Origin of the sequence: Galbibacter pacificus, from assembly GCF_029603165.1 — a bacterium.
GTDB lineage: Bacteria > Bacteroidota > Bacteroidia > Flavobacteriales > Flavobacteriaceae > Galbibacter > Galbibacter pacificus.
In genome coordinates, this window is record NZ_JAQSVC010000001.1 from 174,516 (window position 1) to 200,562 (window position 26,047).

Below are 26,047 nucleotides of genomic sequence, written 5' to 3' on the forward strand. Positions count from 1 at the left end.
TTTTATTAGTCAATAATATTAAAAAAATATATTATCTTTTGTATTTATACCAAAAAGACACTTATTTGTTTTAAATTAAAACTAATATTAATCTTTTTGTTTTTAAATTAAAACTTATAATGCATATTTGCCTTATCAATTATTAGATGGTATATAAAAATATATAGATATGTGTGGAATTGTATGTGCATTCGATTTAAAGGAAAAGGCCGAAGACTTAAGGCCTCAGTTGTTGGAAATGTCAAAAAGGGTCCGTCATAGAGGCCCAGATTGGAGCGGGATTTATAGTGATGATAAAGCCATCTTGGCACACGAGCGTTTGGCCATTGTAGATCCGGCATCGGGAAAACAACCTTTGTTGAGTGAAGACGGAAAACTTATTTTAGCTGCAAATGGAGAAATATATAATCACCGTGAGTTGCGCAAGCAGTTTGAGGGAAAATATACCTTTAAAACAGAATCCGATTGCGAGGTAATCTTGGCATTATATAAAGAAAAAGGCGCTGATTTTATTGATGAAATGAACGGGATTTTCGGGTTTGCAATCTACGATACCGAAAAAGACGAGTATTTTGTGGCAAGAGACCATATGGGGATTATTCCTTTATACATAGGCTGGGATAAAAACGGAACCTTTTATGTAGCTTCCGAACTAAAGGCTTTGGAAGGCGTTTGTACCAAAATTCAACTCTTTCCTCCGGGGCATTATTTGCACAGCTCAGACGGGGAGTTTAAAAAATGGTACGTAAGGGACTGGACAGAATATGATGCCGTAAAAGATAACGAAACCAGTATTCAAAAAATTAAAGAAGCCCTTGAAGCCGCCGTGCACAGGCAATTAATGTCAGACGTTCCTTATGGCGTGTTATTGTCTGGCGGGTTGGATTCTTCGGTTACTTCGGCCATTGCAAAAAAATATGCCGAAAAACGTATCGAATCAGACGATGCCTCAGAAGCTTGGTGGCCACGTTTGCACTCGTTTTCAGTAGGATTGGAAGGCTCACCCGATTTAGCGGCGGCACAAAAAGTAGCCGATCATATCGGGACGGTTCATCACGAAATAAAATTTACCATCCAAGAAGGGCTGGACGCCATCAAAGATGTTGTTTATAACCTGGAAACATACGATATTACTACCATTAGGGCCTCGACACCCATGTATTTAATGGCAAGGGTGATCAAATCCATGGGGATAAAGATGGTACTTTCCGGAGAAGGTGCAGACGAGTTGTTTGGCGGGTATTTGTACTTCCATAAAGCGCCTAATGCAAAAGAATTTCACGAAGAAACCGTACGCAAATTAAGCAAATTGCATATGTACGATTGCCTGCGTGCCAATAAATCTTTGGCCGCATGGGGAATCGAGGGCCGTGTACCGTTTCTGGACAAAGAATTCATGGATGTGGCCATGAGCATCAATCCACAGGATAAAATGATCAACGGCGAACGCATGGAAAAATGGGTGGTACGCAAGGCATTCGAGTCGTATTTGCCAGAAAGTGTGGCATGGCGGCAAAAAGAGCAATTTTCCGACGGTGTCGGGTATAGTTGGATAGACACTTTAAAAGAGATGGTAAACCAAGAGGTAAGCGACGAGCAATTGGCAAACGCCAAGTTTAGGTTCCCGTTACAGACACCTACTTCAAAAGAAGAATTTTACTACCGTTCTGTCTTTGAGGAGCATTTCCCTTCGGATGCAGCTGCACTTTGTGTTCCGCAAGAAGCATCGGTGGCATGTAGTACACAAATTGCCTTAGAATGGGACGAGGCATTTAAAAACATGAACGACCCTTCTGGAAGAGCAGTGGCAAAGGTGCATACAGATGCCTATGAAAAATAAGGAGTTACATTTTTTCACTAAATAATCTTAGTTTATAGAAGTAAAATCCCGCATTCGCGGGATTTTTCTTTTTTTGACCATCTTTGGAAATGTTAAAAATCACCGAAATCAATTTTAAGGACGTTTTTAGCAGTTCTAACGAACTTTTAGAGTAATTAACAATTGTTGATAATTTTATGCCCAAATAAGCTCAAGGCTTTTAAAACAGCTTTAATTTTCGTATATTTGTAGGTATTCCAACGAATGCACCAAAGTGCATTTTTTTATGTTTGATAATACCAAAAAATAATAGCATTCAGGGTAGCGGAAACTATAATAAAATTCTGGTTTCCTACGCTCTTTTTGTGTAATTAGAAAGGAAAATTTATGAGCGAAGAAGCAAAAAAGCATAATTATTCGGCCGATAGTATTCAGGCACTGGAAGGGATGGAGCACGTTCGTATGCGCCCGTCCATGTATATTGGGGACGTAGGTACAAGAGGGCTTCACCACTTGGTGTACGAGGTGGTAGATAACTCTATTGACGAAGCATTGGCCGGTCATTGCGATACCATCCGTGTGGTAATAAACGAAGATAATTCCATCACCGTTGAAGATAACGGCCGGGGTATTCCTGTTGACCTTCATAAAAAAGAAGGTATTTCGGCACTCGAAGTGGTAATGACCAAAATTGGAGCCGGAGGCAAATTTGACAAGGATTCTTATAAAGTTTCCGGAGGGCTTCATGGAGTTGGTGTATCTTGTGTAAATGCACTTTCCGAAAGTTTAAAAGCCACCGTTTACCGCGACGGTAAAATTTGGGAACAGGAATACGAACGGGGAAAAACTTTATATCCGGTAAAAACCGTTGGCGAGACCGATTTAAGAGGTACTTTGGTTACCTTCAAACCAGACCCTACCATTTTTCAGCAGACGCTTGAATATAATTACGATACCTTGGCCAGCCGAATGCGCGAGCTGTCATTCTTAAATAAAGGAATTACCATTACCCTTACCGATAAACGTCATAAAGACGAAAAAGGGGAATTTGTTTTTGAAAAATTCTATTCGGAAGAAGGATTAAAGGAATTTGTTAGGTTTTTGGACGGTAACCGCGAACCGCTAATTGCAGATGTGATTTCCATGGAAGGCGAAAAGAACGATATTCCTGTAGAGGTTGCCATGGTATATAATACTTCTTTTAATGAAAATTTACACTCGTATGTAAACAACATCAATACGCACGAAGGAGGAACGCATTTATCCGGATTTAGGCGCGGGCTAACAACTACATTGAAAAAATATGCCGATGCTTCGGGAATGCTGGATAAATTGAAGTTTGAGATTGCAGGAGATGACTTCCGTGAAGGATTAACGGCAATTGTTTCGGTAAAAGTAGCCGAGCCTCAATTTGAAGGGCAGACCAAAACAAAACTAGGCAATAGGGATGTAACTTCTGCGGTTTCGCAGGCGGTTTCAGAAATGTTGGAAATCTACTTAGAAGAACATCCAGACGATGCCAGATCTATTGTACAAAAAGTAATACTTGCAGCTCAGGCCCGGCATGCAGCACGGAAGGCGCGTGAAATGGTACAGCGAAAAACTGTAATGAGCGGTGGTGGACTTCCCGGGAAACTATCAGACTGCTCCGAGCAGGATCCACAAAAATGCGAAATCTTTCTTGTGGAGGGTGACTCGGCAGGTGGGACCGCCAAACAAGGGCGTGATAGGAATTTTCAGGCAATTCTTCCGCTTCGCGGTAAAATCCTTAACGTGGAAAAGGCCATGCAGCATAAGGTATTTGAGAATGAGGAAATCCGAAATATCTTTACCGCTTTTGGCGTGACAATAGGTACCGAAGAAGACAGCAAGGCACTAAACCTTGAAAAACTACGCTACCATAAAATAGTGATTATGTGTGATGCCGATGTAGATGGATCCCACATTGCGACACTTATATTGACTTTTTTCTTTAGATATATGCGCGAACTTATTGAAAATGGCTATGTATATATTGCCACACCCCCTTTGTACCTTATTAAAAAAGGAAACAAAAAAGCATATGCTTGGAACGATAAAGAGCGCGATAAATTAACCGAAGAATATGGTGGTAGCGTAAACGTTCAACGTTACAAAGGTCTTGGAGAAATGAATGCAGAACAATTATGGGACACTACCATGAACCCTGAGTTTAGAACATTGAGGCAGGTAACCATCGACAGTGGTAGCGAGGCCGATAGGATTTTCTCCATGCTAATGGGTGATGAAGTGCCGCCACGAAGAGAATTTATAGAAAAGAATGCAGTCTATGCCAATATTGACGCATAAAATTTTTTAAAAATATCAGTTAAAAACGAGACCGTCTTTTTTAGGCGGTCTTTTTTGATTGAAACTGAAGCTTATAAAAAGTATAGGTGATTGGGTATAGGATTTTTTTGTATTTTAGTTTTGACCATCAGCGCTAAACTAAAATAATTTTATATGAAATTAAGACTTATCATTTTGTTGTGCCTGTTTTTTATTGCATGCAAAAAAGATGCAGGTACAAAAGACCAAACTTCCTCAACGACATACAAAGTGCCTGTTGAGTATTATAAGTTGGATAATGGGCTAAAAGTTATTCTTTCTCAAGACAAAACGGCACCTACGGCCATTATAGCTGTTTATTACAATATCGGTTTTAGGATCGAACCCAAAAACAGGACCGGTTTTGCCCATTTGTTTGAGCATATGATGTTCCAAGGTTCTCAAAATCTTGGCAAAATGGAATTCATTAATTTGGTGCAAAAAAACGGAGGGGTCCTAAATGGTTCCACCCGATTTGATTTTACCAATTATTTTGAGATTGTCCCGGCCAATAAATTGGAAACCATGCTATGGGCAGAGGCAGACCGAATGAAGGGATTGGCAATTACGCAGGACAATTTAACCAATCAACAGGGGGTTGTTAAGAACGAAGTAAAAGTAAATGTACTTAACCAGCCGTATGGAGGATTCCCTTGGTTGGATATGCCTCAATATGCAAATGAAAATTGGTATAATGCCCATAACTTTTACGGCGATTTGGAAGATTTGGATGCGGCCAACCTGGAGGACGTACAAAGCTTCTTTAAAACATATTATGCGCCAAATAATGCTGCGTTGGCCGTTGTAGGCGATTTTAACATTGACGAGGCCAAAAACTGGATGCAAAAATATTTTGGAGGAATCCCTCCGGTTGAATTACCAGAGCATCCCGATATTTCCGAGCCAAAACAAACCGAAGAAAAAGAATTTGTTAAAAATGATTCCCTTGCCAATAAGCCTGCCATTGCGGTTGCGTATAAGATGCCAAAGCGAAATTCTTCAGAATATTATGCCATGGGCTTGCTAGATCAGATATTGGTACAGGGCGACAACGCTTTATTAAGGCAGAAGTTAGTGAGCGAAAAAGGCTATACTTCAGGGATTTCCGGTGGGATAAATTATTTGGGAAACATGTTTAATTACAAAGGCCCCATGGTGTGGATGTTTGATTTTACTTATGATAAGGAAACTTCTAAAGAAGATGTAATGTCGGCAGTAGATTCGGTGATGATAAACCTAAAATCCAGTATTGATAAAAAAACATTAAATGCTGCGCTTGTAAAAATACGTTCCAGCCTCTATGATGATTTAGGAGGGACGTTTGGATTGGGTAGGGCAGATATGCTGTGTAGTTTTGCCTTATTCGACGACAATCCTAACCGTATAAATACTTTGGAGGATGAATTCAAGAAAGTTACCCCTGAGATTATTAATAAAACAATTGATAATTATTTAAGGTCTACCAATAGGACGGTTCTGGAGGTTAATCCATTGTTGGAAAACGATAAAAACATGGAGAAATAAAATCGAAAGGATTAAAACGGTCGCTTTCATTTTATATGAAAAGCCTCTTTTAATTATTGAAGGATTAAATGTATCCAATAAAAACGATAAAAATACATCAAATGAAAAAAATCATTTTATATATCATGGCAATTGTATTTGTATTAAATGCAACTGCACAGGAAAAAGAACTTCCTCCAAAAGGTGGGAAACCAAAAGATTTTAAATTGCCCGAAAAACAAACCATAAGCCTAGAGAATGGATTGGAATTAGTAATGGTGCCTTATGGGGCAATTCCAAAGGCAACCATTAACATACGGATAAAGACCGGAAATATTCATGAAAAGGAAAATCAGGTATGGTTATCGGATTTATTGGCCGATTTAATGGAAGAAGGAAGTGAAACCAGTGATGCCAAAAGTATTTCCAATACAATGGCCTCCATGGGCGGAAATCTTAATATATATGTAAACAGTCACGCTACAACGCTTAATACAAATGTGCTTTCGGAATATGCAGGAAAGGCAATTTTCACCATGGCCGACGTATTGATGCATCCAAAATGGCCGGCATCAGATCTAGATCGGTTAAAAAACGATATGAAGCGTAGCTTGACCATTCGTTTGTCACGGCCACAGGCACAGGTCAGTAAAGATTTCTATGCGGCCATATACCCGAATCACCCGTACGGGAATATATATCCTACGGAGGAAATGATAGATTCTTATACCATTGATAATATTAAACAGTTTTACAAAGCAAATTTTGGCGCCAAACGAACAGTTGTTTATGTTGTGGGGAAGTTTGATGCTTCGGAAGTTGAAAAAGCGGTGAAGGAAACCTTTGCCGTCTGGAAAGAGGGACCTGAGGTTCAGTATCCGCAGGCTACTCCCGTAACCAAGCATGAAGTGAAAATCATCGATCGTCCGGGGGCGCCGCAATCTACCATAATGTATGGGCTACCAACCATAGGCCCTTCGAACCCCGACTATTTGGCATTGAGCATAACCAACTCCTTATTGGGCGGTTCTTTCGGTTCTAGGATTACAAGCAATATCAGGGAAGATAAAGGATATACCTATTCCCCATATAGCAACCTTCAAAGCAATTATAAAACTGGAGTTTGGTATGAGTCTGCCGATGTAACTTCGCAATATACCGGGGCATCAATAGAGGAAATAAAAAAGGAGATTTATAAACTACAGGATTCCATCCCTTCCAAAAAAGAGCTTAGCGGAATTAAAAATTACGTATCGGGCGTATTTGTACTGCAAAACTCAACGCCAAGTGGAATTGTTAATCAATTGAGTTTTTTGGACTTGCACGAATTGCCAGAATCCTGGCTAGAGAATAAGGTTAAAAATATTATGGAATTAACACCGGAGCAAATAACGGAAATGACCAAAAAATACATTAAACCCGAAGGCATGACATTGATTGTTGTAGGGGATAAGGAGAAAATTAAATATCAGCTTCGGGAAACCTTTGAGAAAGATAGTCTGGAGAAGTAAAAATTATTGAGAAAGCCGCAAACTATCGGGTTCGAATATCCAGACGGTTTTGAGAAGATGATTGTTATGATGAAGTTGATTTCTCTATCGAAAATAATAAACCGATGTACCGTATGAACAAAGTAGAAAGAACGGGTTTATTACATTCAAGGAAATTCATTGTATATTTTTGATTATAACTGATAATATAAATTAGTTTTATAACATATTTAATAATTTTCAAAGCTACTGATTGTGTTAAAATTAGTAGCTTTGTGTCTTTGTATAACAAACGTTTAAATTAAAATAATATATAATATGAAAGTTACAGTTGTAGGGGCAGGAGCCGTTGGTGCAAGTTGCGCAGAGTATATAGCTATCAAGAATTTTGCCTCAGAAGTTGTTTTGGTAGATATAAAGGAAGGTTATGCCGAAGGTAAGGCCATGGATTTAATGCAGACAGCCTCCCTGAACGGTTTTGATACTAAAATTACAGGAACCACTGGAGATTATGTCAAAACAGCCCATTCTGATATTGCAGTAATTACAAGTGGTATTCCACGCAAGCCGGGAATGACACGTGAGGAACTTATCGGAATCAATGCCGGTATCGTTAAAGATGTATCAAGCAACCTTATTAAGTATTCTCCCAATGTAACTATTATTGTGGTGAGTAACCCAATGGACACTATGACTTACTTGGTGCATAAAACTACTGGACTTCCTAAAAATAAAATTATAGGCATGGGCGGTGCTTTAGACAGTGCTCGCTTTAAATACCGCTTGGCAGAAGCCTTGGGAGCGCCCATTTCTGATGTGGACGGAATGGTAATTGGAGGACATAGTGACACAGGCATGCTTCCTTTAACACGCTTGGCTACAAGAAATAGTGTCCCGGTAAGTAAGTTCTTATCTGAGGAACGTTTGGAGCAAGTAAAAGAAGATACTAAAGTTGGCGGTGCAACCTTGACCAAATTGCTAGGAACAAGTGCTTGGTATGCCCCAGGTGCAGCAGTTTCAGGGCTGGTTCAGGCTATAGCATGCGATCAGAAAAAAATGTTCCCCTGTTCTACTTTGTTGGATGGGGAATACGGTTTAAAAGATATTTGTATTGGTGCTCCGGTTATTCTGGGAAATGACGGGATTGAAGAAATAGTTGAAATAGAACTAACTGATGCCGAGAAAAATAAGCTTCAAGAGAGTGCTGCTGGTGTTAGAAAAACAAACGGACTTTTAGAGGTGTAAACAAGAAATAAGTACTATTTTTTTACTAAAATCCTGCAAACATGATTGTTTTGTGGGATTTTTTGTATTTCAAATCTTCAAAAAAATAATTGTCAATTCATATCGTAAACGCTATATTTGTCCGTTTTTAAAAATGACCATTAAAATAAATCAGAATGCAGAATAAAGGACTTATTAGGCTGTTTGCTATTTTGTTTGGTATTGTAAGTATTTATCAGCTTTCGTTTACGTTTGTTGCAAACAACGTAGAAGACGATGCTGAAGTTTATGCAGTTAACAAAATTTCAGATGCAGAAGAAAACTACGTGGCCAAGCGGGAAGCCGAAGAATCTAGGTACTTGGATTCTCTTGAAAACCAGGAAGTTTTTAATCTTGGTTTTACCAGTTTTACCTACAGTGAGGTAAAAGAAAAAGAATTGAACAAGGGACTTGATCTTAAGGGAGGGATTAACGTAATCCTTCAAATATCGGTAAAGGATATCTTAAAAGGACTGGCCAACAATAGCAAGGACCCTGTGTTTAACAAAGCATTGGCGCAAGCAGATGAGACTTCAAAAAATAGTCAGGACGATTACATTGACATTTTTTTCCAGGAGTTTGAAAAAGTAAGCGGAGGTACTACAAAATTGGCCTCCCCTGATATTTTTGCCAATAAAACACTGAGCGAAGAGATTAATTTTCAGATGACTGATGCTCAGGTGCAGCCTATCATCCGTAAAAAAATTAACGAATCCATTGTTTCTGCATTCGAGGTATTGCGCAAGCGTATCGATAAATTTGGGGTTACCCAGCCAAACATTCAACGTTTGGGTACTTCTGGCCGTATTTTGGTAGAATTGCCGGGTGCTAAGGACGTAGCCCGTGTACAAAACCTATTGCAAAGTACAGCACAATTAGAGTTTTGGGAAACTTATAAAGCAGATCAAGTAGCCCCTTTCTTAATTGCCGCAAACAATACTTTAAAAGATATAGTTGGTACAGATAAAAAAGAAGAAACCAAGGAAGAAACTACTTCCGAAATAGATTCTTTGTTATCGGATGCTGCCGAAGATTCTTTGGATGTAGCCAATCAAGTAAATCCGTTATTTGATTTAATTGCCAGCGGTGGGTCGCAAGGGTCTCCCGTAATTGCAATGGTTGCCATTAAGGATACGGCAAAATTCGATCAGTACTTAAAAATGCCGGAAGTAAAGCAAGAGCTTCCAGCAAATCTTCAATATGCAAAATTTGCTTGGGGAATTCCTCCAAAAGATGCTCAAGTAGTAGAATTATATGCACTTAAAGGAAACCGTGAAAACGAACCTAACATGAGCGGTGATGTAATTACAGACGCGGCCCAGTCATACGATTTAGGAGGTAGACCTGCGGTTTCCATGCAAATGAATTCTAGGGGAGCCAAAATCTGGGAAGAATTAACAGGAAAAGCATTTAGGGAACAAGGTAACATAGCCATCGTTCTTGATAATATTGTTTATTCTGCACCTGGGGTTTCTAAAGGGGCCATTAGTGGTGGAAATTCTGAAATTTCAGGAGATTTTACCTTAGATGAGGCAGACGATTTGGCAAACGTATTGAGGGCAGGTAAATTACCAGCTTCGGCAGATATTATCCAATCGGAAGTCGTTGGACCTTCTCTTGGGCAAGAAGCTATAGATAGCGGGATGTTCTCATTTATTGTTGCCATGATCTTGGTATTGATATGGATGATTTCATACTACGGTAAAGCTGGTTTGTTTGCAGATATTGCCTTGGTATTTAACATTGTATTGATCTTTGGTGTTTTAGCAGGATTGGGTGCCGTACTTACATTGCCCGGTATTGCAGGTATTGTATTGACTATTGGTATGTCTGTAGATGCCAATGTAATTATATATGAACGTATAAAAGAAGAGATAAGGGCAGGTAAAGGACAGAAACAGGCCATTGCCGACGGTTTTAGCAATGCACTTTCGTCTATTTTGGATGCCAACATCACTACAGGGTTAACGGCCATTATTCTATTGTTATTTGGAACAGGGCCTATTCAAGGTTTTGCCACAACTCTATTGATAGGTATTGCAACTTCTTTATTTACAGCAATCTTTGTTACAAGGTTATTGATTGAATGGAATTCCAGAGGTGGTAAAAATGAATTGTTGTTTACTACAGCACTTACAAGGGCGTTGCCTAAAAATCCGAATTTCGACTTTTTGTCAAAACGTAAAATAGCGTATGTGATTTCGGGTATAATGATTCTTATTAGTGTTGTAGCATTATTTACCAAAGGCCTCGAAGGCGGCGTGGATTTTGTTGGAGGGCGCTCTTATCAAGTACGGTTTGTAGATCCTGTAAATCCTACTGATATTTCCAACGACCTGGAGACCGTGTTTGGTAATACCGAGGTGAAAACATTTGGTGATGCCAACCAGATAAAGGTTACCACCAAATATAAAGTAGATGAAGAAGGAACACAGGTCGATGAAGAAATTCAAAACAAGCTGTTTGAAGCAGTAAAAAAATACCTTCCAGAAGGTACAACATATAACGATTTTACAACAGGTGGCGGAGCAGACAAAATAGGGATCCTGCAATCTATAAAAGTAGGACCCACAATAGCAGATGATATTAAAAAAGATGCTTTTTGGGCAATTTTAGGATCGCTAGCCGTGGTGTTCTTATACATCTTGTTACGTTTCCAAAAATGGCAATTCTCATTAGGTGCCGTTGTTGCGGTTTTTCATGATGTTATGATTGTTCTGGGAATTTTCTCTTTAACATCTAGTATCATGCCTTTCAACATGGAAATAGATCAAGCATTTATTGCGGCAATATTAACAGTTATTGGTTACTCATTGAACGATACCGTAATTGTGTTCGACCGTATTCGTGAGGTTGTTAGGGAAAAAGGATGGAGAGGCGGAGACAATGCCAATGAAGCATTAAACAGTACATTAAGTAGAACATTGAATACCTCATTAACCACTTTGGTGGTGTTATTGGCAATATTTATTTTCGGTGGTGAATCGCTACGCGGATTTATGTTCGCAATGATTGTAGGTATTGGTGTAGGTACATACTCATCTTTATTTATAGCAACCCCGGTAATGTTTGATACATTGAAGAACAAAGGGGAAAAGAAAGAGTAACTGTTTTTAAAATAGTATAAAATTAAGGACTGCCTTTTGGTGGTCCTTTTTTTTTGCAATGGGAATTGCAGCGGGAGCTTTTGTAAAATTTGATATATGCCATTTGACAAAGCTACAAGCGTAAAGCCCGGGGTGCCGCAATAAAATTGCAATTGCCATAAACTAATAACAGAATTTCTTGTCAATGTCATAAAGGAATAGCGAAGACTATAAAAATATTGCGTAGTTTTACCGCTCAAAGATGTTCTTTACATAATAATCAATCAAATAAAGGTTTGGCTTAACGCCAATTAATAGGGAATTGTGTGCAAATCACAAGCTGTCGCGCAACTGTAAGCTTTATGCTGCCCTGATACTTATCGGGATTATCGGCATCCATTAAAAATGCTTTTGCATTTTTGGGCGTGTTGTTTATTTAAAACCACTGTCTTGGAAACAGGATGGGAAGGTAAAACAACATGAGAGCAAGCCAGGAGACCTGCCTGTATTTTAATGATGATGTTTTCGCGATTTGAAGCAATAATCAAGCATTGATAGTAAACACCTTTTTTATAAGGTGTATTTTGCTATGGATGCATGTGTTTTTTAAATCGGGAAAAGTTTAGGTGTAAGGAAATATCTAGAATGTTTAACCGATTTTTAAAAACAAACAAATGATTACACACAATTTAGGGTACCCGCGTATTGGTGCCAAAAGAGAATTGAAGCGAGCGTGTGAGCAGTATTGGTCTGGTAAAATAGACATTTCTGTATTGCTTGAGGAAGGAAAACGCTTACGGAGAGAACACTGGTTACTTCAAAAAGAAAAAGGAATTGACCTTATCCCAACGAACGATTTTTCGTTTTACGACCAAGTCTTGGATATGTCGTATACTTTAGGAGCTGTTCCTAAACGATTTTCGAATGTATTCCTTGAAGAAAGCCAGCCATTGGATTTATATTTTGCCATGGCAAGAGGATATCAAAAAAACGGTTTTGATATTACAGCCATGGAAATGACCAAATGGTTTGACACGAACTACCATTACATTGTTCCGGAATTTTATAAAGACCAACAGTTTAAACTGAATGCCATAAAGGTTGTAGACGAGCTTAAAGAGGCCAAAAGCTTAAATCTTGAGGCAAAACCCGTGTTAATTGGCCCCATAACCTATTTATTGTTGGGGAAAGAAAAGGAAGAAGGGTTTAACCGTCTTGATTTGATAAACCGTTTGTTGCCCATATATGTAGAGTTGCTGAGTTTGTTGGAGGCTGAGGGAGCAGAATGGATTCAATTGGATGAACCGTTTTTAGTTACCAATCTTTCTGAAAAGGAAAAAGAGGTATATATTGAGGTTTACAATGCCCTTGCAAAGCGCTTTCCTACATTGAAGATTATGTTGGCTACTTATTTTGAAGGATTACACGAAAACACATCTTGGGTAGCCCAGTTGCCTGTGCATGCACTTCATGTAGACTTGGTAAGAGGTAAAAAACAATTGAATGAATTATTGTCTGCAATACCAGAAAAGCTGCAATTGTCTTTAGGCTTGGTTGATGGGCGTAATATATGGAAGAATAATTTTGAACAATCGTTGTCAATAATTGAAAAAGCAATAGGGACCATAGGAAGCGACCGCATTAGTATAGCTCCTTCTTGTTCTCTGTTGCACACACCTTTTGATTTGGATAACGAAACAGACGAAGCAACCTTGCCCTCGGAAGTGAAAAATTGGATGGCCTTTGCCAAACAGAAAATAGAAGAATTATCACTTCTTGCCGAATTGGCTCGGGAAAATCCTTCAGAAAAAGCTAAAAATGCCTTTGAAGCCAATAAGTTTGCAATGAAGAGCAAGTTAACGTCGCGGTTAATACATGATAAAAAGGTAGAAAATGCCGTAAAAGAAATTACTATAGACCATGCAAAACGAAATAATCCGTTTAATATCCGCCAGGCATTACAACATGGAAGTTTAAAATTGCCATTGTTTCCTACCACTACCATTGGCTCATTTCCGCAAACCAAAGAAGTACGTTTGCTACGTTCGCAACTTAAAAAAGGAGGCATAACCGCAAATGCTTATGAGACAGCAATTAAGAGCGAGATACAAAAGGCAATTTCTTGGCAGGAGCAAATTGGCTTGGATGTATTGGTGCACGGCGAATTCGAGCGCAACGATATGGTTGAGTATTTTGGCGAACAATTAAATGGTTTTGCTTTTACAAAGTTCGGTTGGGTGCAGAGCTATGGTTCCAGAGCCGTAAAACCCCCAATTATTTATGGCGATGTAGACCGTATTGACCCCATGACCGTTGCGTGGACAGAATATGCGCAAACTTTAACCGACTTGCCGGTTAAAGGGATGCTTACAGGCCCGGTAACAATTTTACAATGGTCGTTTGTACGCAATGATCAATCAAGAGAAGAAACAACCAATCAAATAGCCTTGGCTATTCGAAAAGAAGTGCAAGATTTGGAGTTGGCCGGAATAAAAGTGATTCAGATTGACGAACCGGCTATTCGCGAAGGCCTGCCGTTGCGGAAAGAAGCTTGGAAGAATTATTTAGATTGGGCCATTAGAGCATTTAGAATCAGTGCTTCGGCAGTAAACGATGAAACGCAGATACATACCCACATGTGCTATTCTGAATTTAATGATATTATTGAAAGCATAGCAGCTATGGATGCCGATGTAATTACCATTGAAACTTCCAGGTCACAGATGGAATTGCTGGATGCGTTTGTAGATTTTAAATATCCTAACGAAATCGGCCCTGGGGTATACGATATTCATTCGCCAAGAGTCCCTTCGGAAAAGGAAATGGAAGCATTGTTGGAAAAAGCTGCTTTGTTAATACCCATACGGAATTTATGGGTAAACCCCGATTGTGGCTTAAAGACAAGAGGCTGGAAAGAAACCGACAAAGCGTTGGTTAAAATGGTAAATGCCGCCAAAGCATTGCGTGAAAAATATCAAGTTGAAGCATAACTTTAATAAGATATGATCTTTATAAATATGAAGCCGTGCTCTTGCACGGCTTCATATTCTTCTTATTTTTTAAAAGTGAAGCTTTAGTCCTTCATGTGAAGCTGTAAAGCCAAGTTTTTCATAGAAGCGTAGTGCCTCTGGCCTTTTTTTGTCTGTGGTAAGTTGGATTAGGTGTGCGCCTTTTTCTTTTGCTCTTTCTATGGCCCATAAAAAAGCTTTTTCCCCGAGCCCTTTGTTCCTGTGTGCTTTATGGATCCGTACCGCTTCTATTTGAGCCCGTATACCGCCTTTGTATGTTATGTATTGAATAAAACTTAATTGAAATGTACCCGTAATTTCCGAGGCTTCGTTTTCTATAACATAGAGTTCTTGATTGGGATCATTGTCAATATTTGTAAAAGCTTTGTAATATTGTTCGGGGAGCGGAGTTTTGTAATTTTCGCGCAAGCTGCCGAGTTTATCATCAGCTAGCATTGCTACAATAGCAGGAACGTCGTTTTTAGAGGCAGATCGAATATTCATTTTATTTGGTTTCCTTGTAATTTATACGGTCTCCTTTTTCGATCTTTAATTCGTCAGTCATTCCTCCGTTTAATTCCAAAACATATTTAGCGGGAAAGTTGGAAGGTAAAGACGCCTCATTCATGGGATGTGCATTCTTCACAAGGCTCACTATTTTTTTATCGGCATCAATATAAATTATGTCCAACGGGATTTCGGTATTCTTCATATAGAAGTACCGAGGCTCTTCATCTTCAAAAATAAAAAGCATTCCACGGTCTTTTTTCATGGAAGGGCGGTACATAAGCCCGGTTTGCCGTTCGTATTCATTATCGGCAATTTCAATGTCTATTTTTTTTACGGAAAGCGAATCACCTTTGTAAATACTCAATTCGCCCTCTTTTTTAAAGGAAACAGTTTCTGTTTTCACTTCTTTTTTGGTGTTGGATTCACAACTAATAAGCGTTAAGCATAAAAAAATGAGTACTAATAAAACCCTGAATAAAAAATTAATCATGATTTGCTTTTTGAAGGTTTAAACATGAAAAAGAAGCCTGCAATAATGAAAGGGATGCTAAGCCATTGACCGGTGGAAAGCAAACCGAGTTCGTTTTCAAATCCGCCTTGCGATTTTTTATAAAACTCAGCAATAAACCGCACGGTCCATAAAAGAACCAAGAACAGTCCGAAAATATAACCGAGTTTCTCCTTTTTGTTGGTTTTCCAATAAGTGTACCAAAGTATAGCAAAAACAATTATATACCCAAAAGCCTCATAAAGCTGGGCCGGGTGCCGTGGAAAAGTCTCGCCAAGTTGCTTAAAGATAATTCCATAATCGCTATTGGTAGGTTTTCCTACAATTTCAGAATTGAAAAAATTTCCCAACCGCACAAAAACGCCACCAATTGTTACCGGAATAACAATGCGGTCCAGAATCCATAAAATGGGCTTTTTTATAACCCTTTTGCTGTAAAGATACATGGCAATAATAATACCAATGGCTGCACCATGGCTTGCAAGTCCCCTAAAGCCGGTAAATTTAAATTCTGGATTAAATTGTACGGGAAGAATAATGCTCAATGGGTCTTTGACGAACATTTCGGGTTCGTAAAACAAAAAATGTCCTAATCGGGCGCCTATCAATGTTGCCAAAACGGTATATATAAAAAGAGAGTCCAGTGCTTCTTCAGGTTGCCCTTCGTTTTTATAAATTCTTTTCATCAAGAACCAACCCAATGAAAAGGCAATAACAAACATTAAACTATAATAGCGAAGCTGAAAAAAACCTAAGTCTAATAGAACCCCGTTTGGGTCCCAGGTAATACTTATAAAGTGCATTATCTATATATATTTTGGGTAAATATAGTTATAAACTTCAAAGTTATAAAGTTCGGGGTTGGGTATTTGTATAATACCTATTGTAAAATTCTGTTAACCATGACTGCTTACTATATATTTACCCCGCACAGCATTACCTGTTCTTTATAAGTTCCCGCAAAAAAAGAAAACACATAATGGGTATAAAAATGGCAAAGGGCAACGAGGTTATAATAAGTATTTTTTGCAATGCAATAAGCATGTCTATGTCTGGGCGGGCATTTCCAAGCATAAGCATGGCAATGCAAAATACGGTAACTATAATTCCCCATAGTAAACGATGTGCTTTTTTAGGGGTTGTTTTTCCTTTGTCGGTAAACATGCTCAAAACAAAAATGGCCGAATCTATGGAGGTAAGTAAAAAACCGGCAAGCAGTAGAACCACGACCATATTGATAAAGAAATGATAGGGAAACTCGCTAAAAAATACAAAAACCGATGTAAAAACATTTCCGAACTCGTTATTGTAACTGCCCCAATTTTCAATAATCCTAAAAGCATGGTCGCCAAAGCTGCTAAACCATAAAAAAGTTCCCAACGAGGGGATAACCATTACCCCCAATAACATTTCCCTTATAGTGCGTCCCTTGGAGATACGTGCAATAAACACTCCTGTAAACGGTGCCCAAGCCAACCAAAAAGCCCAATAATAATAAGTCCAATCGGTTAAAAACGCTTTCCCTGGGTTGTAATTGCCCAAGGCTAGACTTAAGGGGATAAAATCTACGATGTAATGATATAAAGCATTAAAAAAAAGCTTTAAAACCGATATAAAATTGCTATTCAGCAAAACAAAAAGCAAAAGTAAAAAAGTAATAAGAATGTTTACCTTCGAAATATTTTTAATGCCTTTATTGATTCCCTTCCATGCCGAAAAAGAAGCCAATAAACAAATAATGACCGTTATACCTATGGTGTGGTTAATTGTAAATTGATAATCGCTTAAATGGTTAAGCCCACCGTTAATTTGTGTTGTGCCAAGGTCTATGGCACCTACAAGTCCGAAAACAGTAGTAATAATAACCAGAATATCAATAGTATTCAATACCCATTGGTTGTGCACACTTCCTGCAACAGAGGCGCTTATGAGTCCTTTTTTTTGTTCAGAAAACAAATAATAACCAATAATCAAGGCAAAGAGCCCATAAAAAGCCCAGGCAGTAAGCCCCCATTGATAAAAAGTATATTCCAGCGCAAGGGTATTGTTTGGAGTTCCCGTCTGCAAAGGTGGATTTACAAACATAAAAACGGGTTCTTGTACGGCCCGCAACAAAATACCGGCTCCCATGCCGGCACTATAAAGCATGGCAATCCAGGACCATCTGGAATGTTCGGGAGTATCTTTTGGGGTACCCAGTTTGACCTTCCCCAAGGGAGAAATTGCTATGCAGAGTAAAAAAAGCACACTAAAAAAGCCCAAAACCAAATAAAAGTTTCCAAACCAGTCCCTCACCCATAAAGACCAGTTTTCTATATAATTATATACCCCTTGCGGGTCCATAAATGCAAAAACAGCAAATAAGGCAAAGAAGCAAATGGGTATGGCAAGCAAGTAAAATTTTTTAAAATGCAAAAGACAGATTAAATTAAGTGCAACGGAAAGATATAAAAGTTTTATTAAAATGCAGGTGCTTTATTTTATTATATGGATATCTGGAAAACAGGCCATAAATGGTTATCTTTGCACCCAAATTTTTAAAGCTATAAAGAAAGGGCAATGTGCTTATGCCTGTGCCCTTCTTTTTTTCCGGACGGTTTTATAATCAATAAAATACTAAAAATTTAAGCGCGTGAATATTCAAGATATTATAGTTGCCAAGGTTGAAGAAGCTATAAAGTCGATTTATAATAAGGAAATTGAAACTGTGGAATTACAAGCTACCCGCAAGGAGTTTGAAGGCGATATTACAGTGGTAATCTTCCCTATGTTGCGTACCATTAAAGGAAACCCGCAGCATATAGGGGAAGAAATAGGAGCCTATTTGGTGGCCAATGTAGCCGAAATAGCAAAATTTAACGTGGTAAAAGGCTTTTTAAATCTTGTAATTTCTGATGCTTTTTTTGTAGATTTTTTCAATTCCATCAAAAAAGAAAAACATTACGGATACCAAAGCCCCGCTCCGGGAAGCAAGGCCGTAATGGTTGAGTATTCTTCGCCCAATACAAATAAACCACTCCACTTGGGGCATATTAGAAATAATTTATTGGGGTATTCTGTAGCCGAAATTTTACAAGCCTCCGGGAGAAAAGTATATAAAACACAAATTATCAACGATCGTGGCATTCATATTTGCAAGTCCATGTTGGCTTGGCAAAAGTTTGGGAACGGAGAGACACCACAGTCCACTGGATTAAAGGGCGATAAACTGGTTGGTAATTATTATGTAGCTTTCGACAAGGCCTACAAGGCCCAAATTGAAGAAATGATAGCCAATGGCATCGATAAAAAAGTAGCCGAAAAAGAAGCGCCGTTACTTTTGGAAGCACAGGAAATGCTACGCAAGTGGGAAGCCGGCAACCAAGAAGTGGTAAATTTATGGAAAACCATGAACGGCTGGGTTTATGAGGGCTTTAATGAAACCTATAAAAACCTGGGCGTAGATTTCGACCAGTTGTATTACGAGAGCGACACCTATTTATTAGGGAAAGATGTGGTAGCCGATGGTTTGCAAAGAGGGGTGTTCTTTAAAAAGGAAGACGGCTCTGTTTGGATAGACCTTACCGATGAAGACCTTGACGAAAAAATTGTGCTCCGTGCAGATGGAACCGCCGTTTACATGACGCAAGACATAGGCACGGCCATACAGCGTATAAAAGATTATCCCGATGTTGGCGGACTTGTTTATACCGTAGGAAACGAGCAGGATTATCATTTTAAAGTATTGTTCCTCATTCTAAAAAAACTTGGGTTCGATTGGGCAGATAACCTTTACCACCTAAGTTATGGAATGGTCGATCTGCCTAGCGGAAAAATGAAAAGCCGCGAAGGAACCGTGGTTGATGCCGACGATTTGATAATTGAAATGAGCCGGACTGCCGAGGAAATCTCATCAGAATTGGGTAAACTGGATGGTTTTTCAAATAAAGGAAGGCAACAGTTGTACAAAACAATCGGGTTGGGGGCATTAAAATATTACATACTTAAGGTAGACCCTAAAAAACGTATCTTGTTCGACCCGAAAGAATCCATAGACTTTCAGGGGAATACGGGCCCGTTTATACAATATACCTATGCCCGGATACAATCTATTTTAAGGAAAGCCGACTTTGATTATGCCCAGCCTATTGACAATAATTACCATTTGCATGAAAAAGAGCGGGAGCTTATAAAACAGCTTCAATTATTCCCTGAAGTTATACAAAACGCCGCATCCAACTTTAGTCCGGCGCTAATTGCTAATTACGTATACGATTTGGTCAAGGAGTTTAATTCATTTTATCAAAATGTTTCCATTTTGGGGGCCGAAAACACTTCAGAAAAAATAACCAGGGTACAACTGTCCAAAAAAGTAAGTGAAATTATAGCCGATGCTTTAAGTCTATTGGGGATTACCGTTCCAGAGCGTATGTAATTTCGTGTTGTTACGCTGTTATGTTGCTATATTGTTGAGAGTTGAGAGTCCAGAGGTTCAAAGTTGCAAAGGTTCAAGGTTTAATAACTTATCCCTAATCACTTTTCCCTTATCCCTAACCCTTAATAACCATTAACAAATAACTATGAAGCTATCAAAACCTCATAGTATAGAAAGTGTCTACCGAAGTATTTTTTACAAATAGTTAAGTATTATGAATATGTGAGAAAGTACTTACTTCAATGACCAAAGTAGCGCGTGAAAAGACCAAAGTACGACGTGAATGCATCAAAATAGCATATAATATAGCAAAGCATCATTTCAATGTATTATGCAGGGCATCGGTTTAAGGAAGTAGGTATCCCGTATGCCCATGAAGGATTTGGCGTATAAAGGCTTTAAGTGCCATGGTAGCATAGAAAACCCCTAAAATGGCTTAATTTTTAGGGGTTTCTTTTGTTGCAACGCAACGTTAAACTAACAAACTCAAATAATTCGAAAACAAATATTAGTTAGGGAATAACTTGTAATCGATATCTTTAAAATCTATAAACTCATAGCTGGGCGTTCTCAACCTTATAAGCAATATAAGTTCTTCAACCTCTTGTTTGTTCAACAGGATAAGCAAATTAGACTGTATGGTCGGGATCGGGATGCGCTTATCGTAAACAGAATGTTTGTATTCTTCTTCCCAATAGGCCACTTCTAAGTTGAATATGTATTTATGAAAACTTTCAAACTCGGCTTCGGTAAAATTAAAGTTGAGGTTGTTGAACAGTAATTGATACATTCGGTTATGCTTGCAATAAATAAGAATCCCGTTTTTAGATCTATTCAATATTTGAAGGTGTTTGCACATATCAATTACATTTTATTAATAATCGGTTTATTCTTCAGCAATAAAACTGTCTATAACAGCTTCGATATCTTTTTTGCTACTGTTAGGCGGCATGCCAAACAAGTGGGCAAAAAGCGGTTTGTTGTCCACGCTTTTTTTAAGGTGAATGTCTTTGTTCTCATTAAATAACCGTTGCCATTTATTTCTTACGACCTCCCAGAAAGCTTGGTTTTCTTTCCACCAATTTTGAGCCGCTTTGCACTTGGTATCGTCTACCTTTGTATAGGTATCATATCCCTTTTCCTGAGCAAGCACAAAGTCTTTTCCATCATCGTCTCTCACAATTTTATCGTTGTCCTGCTCGTGCAGCCAACCATAACCGGTTATGGCATGTATGTTCCTGCGTTTCATAACATTATAATCGTCGCGAACGGTATGCTCCCTTCTCGGCAGGGGGGCATCGGTAGTGTTTACCCAATAATCCTTACCGTCTACATGGAGCCAAGTGGCCGTACCTTCGTAGCGCGGGCTGTCGTCTACTTGAAATACCTTTTGTGTCCATTGCCCTTTTACGTCCTTATTGTCCAGCGAAGTGTACTTCCAGGTCTTGTCTTTGTAAAATTGATAAAGGTCGGTGTTCTCATAAAGCCAATCCTGTCTCCAATGCTTGATAATCATGGTGTCATTGGCAATTAAAAGGTGTTGCATTACAACCTTTTCGGGTTTATCTTCTACCAATTGCACCCATTCTAGGGCGCCAACCTGTTTAACTTTGGAGGGCTGGTAGGTAGAATCTTTGGCGTTGTTAAAAGTTTCGGCAAAATTAAAGCGCACTTCATAACAGCCGCACATAGCTTTAATGCTTTCCAGGTCTTCTTTCTTTTTTTCCTGTGCAGTTAGGGTCAAGGCCTGTAAAGTTGTTGCAAGGCCTATTAACATTAGTTTTTTCATTGTTGATGTAATTAGTTTTTCAATTTGAATAAGACAAAAATATAAAATTTATTTAGATTGAATAAAAATAACTATATATTTGTGAAAAATTATTAAGAACCAATCTAAATAATGAAGCAACTAACAAACCTGATACTATTCTTAACAATAAGCTTTGGGTATGCACAGGAGGTTAATATGATAGATTCCCTGGCAATAAACAATTTGGAAGAAGTGGTAATAACGGGCCAGTACAATGCACAGTCCATAAAAAAGTCGGTTTACGAAGTTTCGGTAATAAGCAAGGCCGATATAGACAGGCAGGCGGGAAACAACTTGGCCGATATTCTTAACCAAACGTTGAACATAACCATTCTCCCCAGTGCATCCACGGGAAAGTCGCAAGTACGTATGTTTGGTCTCGACGGGCAATACGTAAAGATTCTGGTTGATAACATTCCGCTGGTAAACGATGAAGGATTTGGGAACAATACCGACCTTACCCAGATAAACCTGGACGATGTCGAACAGATTGAAATCGTAGAGGGTGCCATGGGGGTGCAATATGGAACCAATGCCGTGGCGGGCGTTATAAACATAATCACGAAAAAGTCGTCCCGGCACAAATGGAAGATAACCCCTTATATCCAGGAAGAAACCATAGGCAACGAGTATGGATGGTTCGATAAGGGCAGGCATATTCAATCGTTGAGCATAAGCCATGACCTGTCTAATAAATGGTATGCCAATGCCATGTTTACCCGTAACGATTTTGCGGGCCTTTGGGGCGATAAAGAAGGACAAAATTATGCCCAAAACGATGGGAAACGGGGGTACGAGTGGCTGCCAAAAATACAATATAACGGGAAGGCGTTGCTAAGTTACAACGGAGAGCATGCCAAGTTGTTCTATAAGTTTGAATATTTTAACGAAAAGGTTTCCCGTTACGATTCGGTGGTACGGTCAAACGAAAACCCATCTACGGGTACGAACAATCCTATTTCTTCTGATGAGATATTTACTTCCAACAGGATAATGCATCATTTAAATGTCAATGGAAACTTTAACGGTGGCGTTACTTACGATGTGTCGTTTTCTTTTCAGCAACAAAAAAGAAATGCAGAAACCTATAATTACCGTATTCCAACACGGGAAAAATTTGACGTGCAGGATTTTGAGTACGAATCACGCAAGATATATTATTCAAAAGGGATGTTCAGCAATTTCATGGCCGCCAATGCTTTCGACTTTCAATTGGGGTACGAGCTTAATGCCACCAATGGCTATGCATCGGCTATTTCGGGCGATTTTGGAGGGGAGAACATCGACAGGTATTTGGGCGCTTACGATGTTTTTGCTTCCGCAGAATACATACCCGGAAACAGGTTTTCGATAAGGCCGGGTGCAAGGGTGTTCTTTTCCAATAAGTTCGATACACAAACGGCATTGGAGCTTTCATCAAAATACCTTTTCGACAACAACCTAGAGCTCCGGGCAGTGGTGGGTACAGCACCCCGGATGCCCGATTTTACCGAGCTCTATTCGTACTTCGTAGACACGAATCACGATATAAGGGGCAACGAAAACTTAAAACCCGAACAAGGAACATCTATTTTTGTACATGCCAAGAAGCCATTTGTTTTTAATAATGGTTTGATGCTTAAAAGTAAACTGTCGCTGGGTTATATTAATGTAAAAGACCGCATAGAACTTATAATTGTGAACAGCTCTCCTTTGGCATACCAATACAACAACATAGATAAATACCGTACATGGAACATCTCTTTTGCCAATGGTTTTGCATACCAAAACTGGAGCGGGAACCTCGGGGTTTCATATTCGGGTGTTTCCAAAGTTTTGGACAGCCGCGATTATAACGATGATTATCTTAACGCATTGCAATTAAACGCAAATTTGGCATATATCATCCCGGACTGGGGCACTACCTTTTCAACCTATTTTAAGCATAACGGACCCGAATACCAATTTGTACAGCAACAAGATACCGATGGAAACGCTGTATTGGTACGCGGTAAACAAGATGCATACAGCTGGTGGGATGCATCGGTACGTAAATCATTTTTAGAAGATAATAAATTACAAATAACAGTAGGAGCTAGAAACCTATTAAACATAACACGCGTGAATACCACGGCCACAGAAGGCGGCGCGCATTCCGGTCCTCCAAGCAGTGTACTGCTGGGCTATGGCCGGTCTTATTTTATAAAACTATTGTATAATCTAAACTTTAACTAATTAATCATGAAAAAAACAATATTATTATGTGGCCTGCTTTTGGCCTTTGTACTGTTTTCTTGCAGTAGCGATGACGACGGAGGAACTACACAGCAATTTGTCGCGGCTTTTGAAAACCCTTCAATGAGTTTTACCGCAGACGATGCGTCAAAGGAAGTAAAACTGGTATTTTCCAAAACAGCTCCCGAAGATGGAACGGTAACCATTACCTATACAACCGTAAATGCTGAATATGGCACACATTTTACCACCGACCCTTCAGGAGAAGAAGGCACTATAGAAGTCCCTATAACTGCCGGAAGCAACCAATCTACATTTACCTTCAACAAACTTGCAAACCCGATTGAAGGCACCGAAATGTCGGTAAGCTTTAAACTGGAAGCAATTACCAATCCCAATAGCGCCATACAAGGAAATACCACATTAGCTGTAAGCTTTACCGAAAGTGCCGCTGTAGGAGGTGTTATGGCTCCCGAAGTAGGAGGCCCAGATCAGCCTAATCAAGTATATGTGGATTTAAGTGCACAGACCCAAACGGTGGTTAAAAGAGACGCATGGGACTTAGGTTTTTATAGCGGTGAAAGCTTTAGGGTAGTTTTAAATGAATCTGTTTATATGGCAGCAGCTCCATTGGAAGTAACCGATATTGATGCCGTAACAGAGGCCGATGTAGCAGCATTACAACCAAATGTGGCAGTTGGTATACCGGGATCTAATGTATACGTAGATAACCCATCTGGTGATATTCAGGAGACGGTAATTGCCGAAGTTTCTGAAACAGATACCGATAATAAAGTGTATTTAGTAAACCTGGGAATCAATATTGGAGGAAGCATCCATGTGCCGGGCGGTTCGCGCGGATGGAAAAAAATAAGGGTGCTTCGTCAAGGTAATGATTATGTGTTGCAGTATGCCGATTTAAATGCAACGACACATGAAGAAGTTGTAGTAAGCAAAGCAGAAGGTTACAACTTTACTTTCTTTAGTTTTTCTTCAGGAGAGCAAGCTTCTGTAGAGCCTATGAAAAACAAATGGGATTTAAACTTTACACATTATATAGACTTGTTATCCTTTCAAGGAGATGACTACGCATACACCTATCAAGATTTTATAGTGTCTAATACCAAAGCTGGAATAACAGCATATCAAGTTGCAGTTTCTGATTTTACTTATGAAGATTTTACGTCAGAAAATATAGTTGAAGCCAATTTATCGGCCGATCAAAGAAGTATTGGAAGTAGCTGGAGAAACGCCGGAGGGCCCAATGCCCAGCCTTCCATAAAAGAAGATGTGTTTTATGTTCTTAAAGACGCCGACGGGAATTATTATAAAATCCGCTTTACGGCCATGTATAATGAAAGTGGCGAGCGTGGGTATCCTAAATTTGAATACAGTCTTTTATAAAATTTTAAATACATGAAAGTAAACATTCTATTTATAATTCTACGGCTTATTTTGGGCGGGCTCATGGTATATGGAGGGATTCATAAATTCGAACAGCCCAGTCCGACGCCCATAGCGGTTTTCCAAAAGGCAGAAAAATTTGCAACACCCGAAAAAGAAAGCACGCTCCAAAAGATATTGTACATAAGCGGAGCCAAGCAAACCGGTTATTTCTGGCAGGTTTTGGGAGTATGCGAGCTATTATTTGGTTTGCTCCTTATTTTTCAGGGCACCAGTTTTATAGGGGCAATTTTTCTTTTGCCCATAACCTTGCATATTTTTCTGTTTCATTATTTTTTGGAATCAGATGAAATGGGAGAATTATTAAAAACAACAGGCCTATTGCTTATCAACATTGCATTGGTATTGAAAGAATACAAAAAATGGAAACCCTTACTCTGGGTAAACCCTATGAGTTAAGGTATAAAAATATTTAGTTGACTTATTGTTAATTAGATAATTAGTTATTTCATTAATTCAACGTGGTGAAGGGGTGCTTTTGCAAAAAGGCATCCCTTTTTTTGTGAGATCCGAACCACAAAAGCCATTGGCGCATTGTGCTTCGCGGTCGAACGAACCTTATGTTGGGTAGGAACTATTGGTTCATGTTCATGGTTTGAGGACCAATGCCAT

General features: G+C 39.0%; 17 protein-coding genes and 1 riboswitch. Of the genes, 11 read left to right on the plus strand and 6 right to left on the minus strand.

Translation table 11 applies throughout. The annotated features are described in order from the left end of the window. Nucleotides 1–169: 169 nt before the first annotated feature. The 7 genes from asnB (at nt 170) to metE (ending at nt 14,497) form a co-directional block, all read left to right on the plus strand. Nucleotides 170–1,840, plus strand: a complete 1,671-nt coding sequence (asnB, locus tag PSF86_RS00870; protein ID WP_277898164.1) for an asparagine synthase B — start codon at nt 170–172, stop codon at nt 1,838–1,840. A gap of 366 nt (nt 1,841–2,206) precedes the next feature. Then, on the plus strand, nt 2,207–4,147 hold the full coding sequence (gene gyrB / locus PSF86_RS00875; RefSeq protein WP_277898165.1) for a DNA topoisomerase (ATP-hydrolyzing) subunit B: 1,941 nt from the start codon (nt 2,207–2,209) through the stop codon (nt 4,145–4,147). A gap of 153 nt (nt 4,148–4,300) precedes the next feature. After that, nucleotides 4,301–5,689 carry a M16 family metallopeptidase gene (locus tag PSF86_RS00880; RefSeq protein ID WP_277898166.1) on the plus strand — a complete coding sequence of 463 codons (1,389 nt, stop codon included), beginning with the start codon at nt 4,301–4,303 and terminating at the stop codon, nt 5,687–5,689. Between the two features lie 101 nt (nt 5,690–5,790). Then, nucleotides 5,791–7,179, plus strand: a complete 1,389-nt coding sequence (locus tag PSF86_RS00885; protein ID WP_277898167.1) for a M16 family metallopeptidase — start codon at nt 5,791–5,793, stop codon at nt 7,177–7,179. A 297-nt stretch (nt 7,180–7,476) separates the two neighbouring features. Beyond that, nucleotides 7,477–8,403, plus strand: a complete 927-nt coding sequence (locus PSF86_RS00890) for a malate dehydrogenase (RefSeq protein ID WP_277898168.1) — start codon at nt 7,477–7,479, stop codon at nt 8,401–8,403. A 155-nt stretch (nt 8,404–8,558) separates the two neighbouring features. After that, a complete protein-coding gene (gene secDF / locus PSF86_RS00895; RefSeq protein WP_277898169.1) occupies nt 8,559–11,528 on the plus strand; it encodes a protein translocase subunit SecDF in 2,970 nt (989 codons plus the stop codon). A 254-nt stretch (nt 11,529–11,782) separates the two neighbouring features. Continuing rightward, nucleotides 11,783–12,028: riboswitch (cobalamin riboswitch) on the plus strand. A gap of 153 nt (nt 12,029–12,181) precedes the next feature. Beyond that, nucleotides 12,182–14,497: a 5-methyltetrahydropteroyltriglutamate--homocysteine S-methyltransferase gene (gene metE, locus PSF86_RS00900; RefSeq protein ID WP_277898170.1), complete on the plus strand. Its 2,316-nt coding sequence runs from the start codon at nt 12,182–12,184 to the stop codon at nt 14,495–14,497. Nucleotides 14,498–14,566: 69 nt separating this feature from the next. Here metE and PSF86_RS00905 read toward each other — a convergent pair whose 3' ends face one another. The 4 genes from PSF86_RS00905 to PSF86_RS00920 form a co-directional block, all read right to left on the minus strand. Beyond that, entirely contained in the window at nt 14,567–15,019 is a 453-nt protein-coding gene (locus tag PSF86_RS00905) for a GNAT family N-acetyltransferase (RefSeq protein ID WP_277898171.1), read from the minus strand. A gap of 1 nt (nt 15,020) precedes the next feature. Further along, nucleotides 15,021–15,515, minus strand: coding sequence for a DUF192 domain-containing protein (locus tag PSF86_RS00910; RefSeq protein WP_277898172.1), 495 nt, complete (start codon nt 15,513–15,515; stop codon nt 15,021–15,023). Then, the gene (lgt, locus tag PSF86_RS00915) at nt 15,512–16,336 is read right to left on the minus strand and encodes a prolipoprotein diacylglyceryl transferase (protein WP_277898173.1); all 825 of its coding nucleotides are present in this window, start codon (nt 16,334–16,336) and stop codon (nt 15,512–15,514) included. Before lgt ends, PSF86_RS00910 begins: the two co-directional genes overlap by 4 nt. 133 nt (nt 16,337–16,469) lie before the next feature. Beyond that, on the minus strand, nt 16,470–17,927 hold the full coding sequence (locus tag PSF86_RS00920) for a BCCT family transporter (RefSeq protein ID WP_277898174.1): 1,458 nt from the start codon (nt 17,925–17,927) through the stop codon (nt 16,470–16,472). Nucleotides 17,928–18,165: 238 nt separating this feature from the next. Here PSF86_RS00920 and argS point away from each other — a divergent pair, with 238 nt between their 5' ends. Continuing rightward, nucleotides 18,166–19,947 carry an arginine--tRNA ligase gene (gene argS / locus PSF86_RS00925; RefSeq protein ID WP_277898175.1) on the plus strand — a complete coding sequence of 594 codons (1,782 nt, stop codon included), beginning with the start codon at nt 18,166–18,168 and terminating at the stop codon, nt 19,945–19,947. Nucleotides 19,948–20,455: 508 nt separating this feature from the next. Here argS and PSF86_RS00930 read toward each other — a convergent pair. Beyond that, a complete protein-coding gene (locus PSF86_RS00930; protein ID WP_277898176.1) occupies nt 20,456–20,806 on the minus strand; it encodes a DUF6686 family protein in 351 nt (116 codons plus the stop codon). A 27-nt stretch (nt 20,807–20,833) separates the two neighbouring features. After that, nucleotides 20,834–21,736: a DUF6607 family protein gene (locus PSF86_RS00935; protein WP_277898177.1), complete on the minus strand. Its 903-nt coding sequence runs from the start codon at nt 21,734–21,736 to the stop codon at nt 20,834–20,836. Nucleotides 21,737–21,847: 111 nt separating this feature from the next. On the opposite strand from PSF86_RS00935, the gene PSF86_RS00940 reads away from it, so the two are divergent. The 3 genes from PSF86_RS00940 to PSF86_RS00950 are packed head-to-tail and all read left to right on the plus strand — an operon-like array spanning nt 21,848 to nt 25,834. Further along, complete coding sequence (locus PSF86_RS00940; RefSeq protein WP_277898178.1) at nt 21,848–23,971, plus strand: TonB-dependent receptor plug domain-containing protein; 2,124 nt, start codon at nt 21,848–21,850, stop codon at nt 23,969–23,971. Between the two features lie 6 nt (nt 23,972–23,977). Next, nucleotides 23,978–25,375, plus strand: a complete 1,398-nt coding sequence (locus tag PSF86_RS00945) for an HmuY family protein (RefSeq protein ID WP_277898179.1) — start codon at nt 23,978–23,980, stop codon at nt 25,373–25,375. Between the two features lie 12 nt (nt 25,376–25,387). Next, a complete protein-coding gene (locus tag PSF86_RS00950; protein ID WP_277898180.1) occupies nt 25,388–25,834 on the plus strand; it encodes a DoxX family membrane protein in 447 nt (148 codons plus the stop codon). Nucleotides 25,835–26,047: the final 213 nt, after the last annotated feature.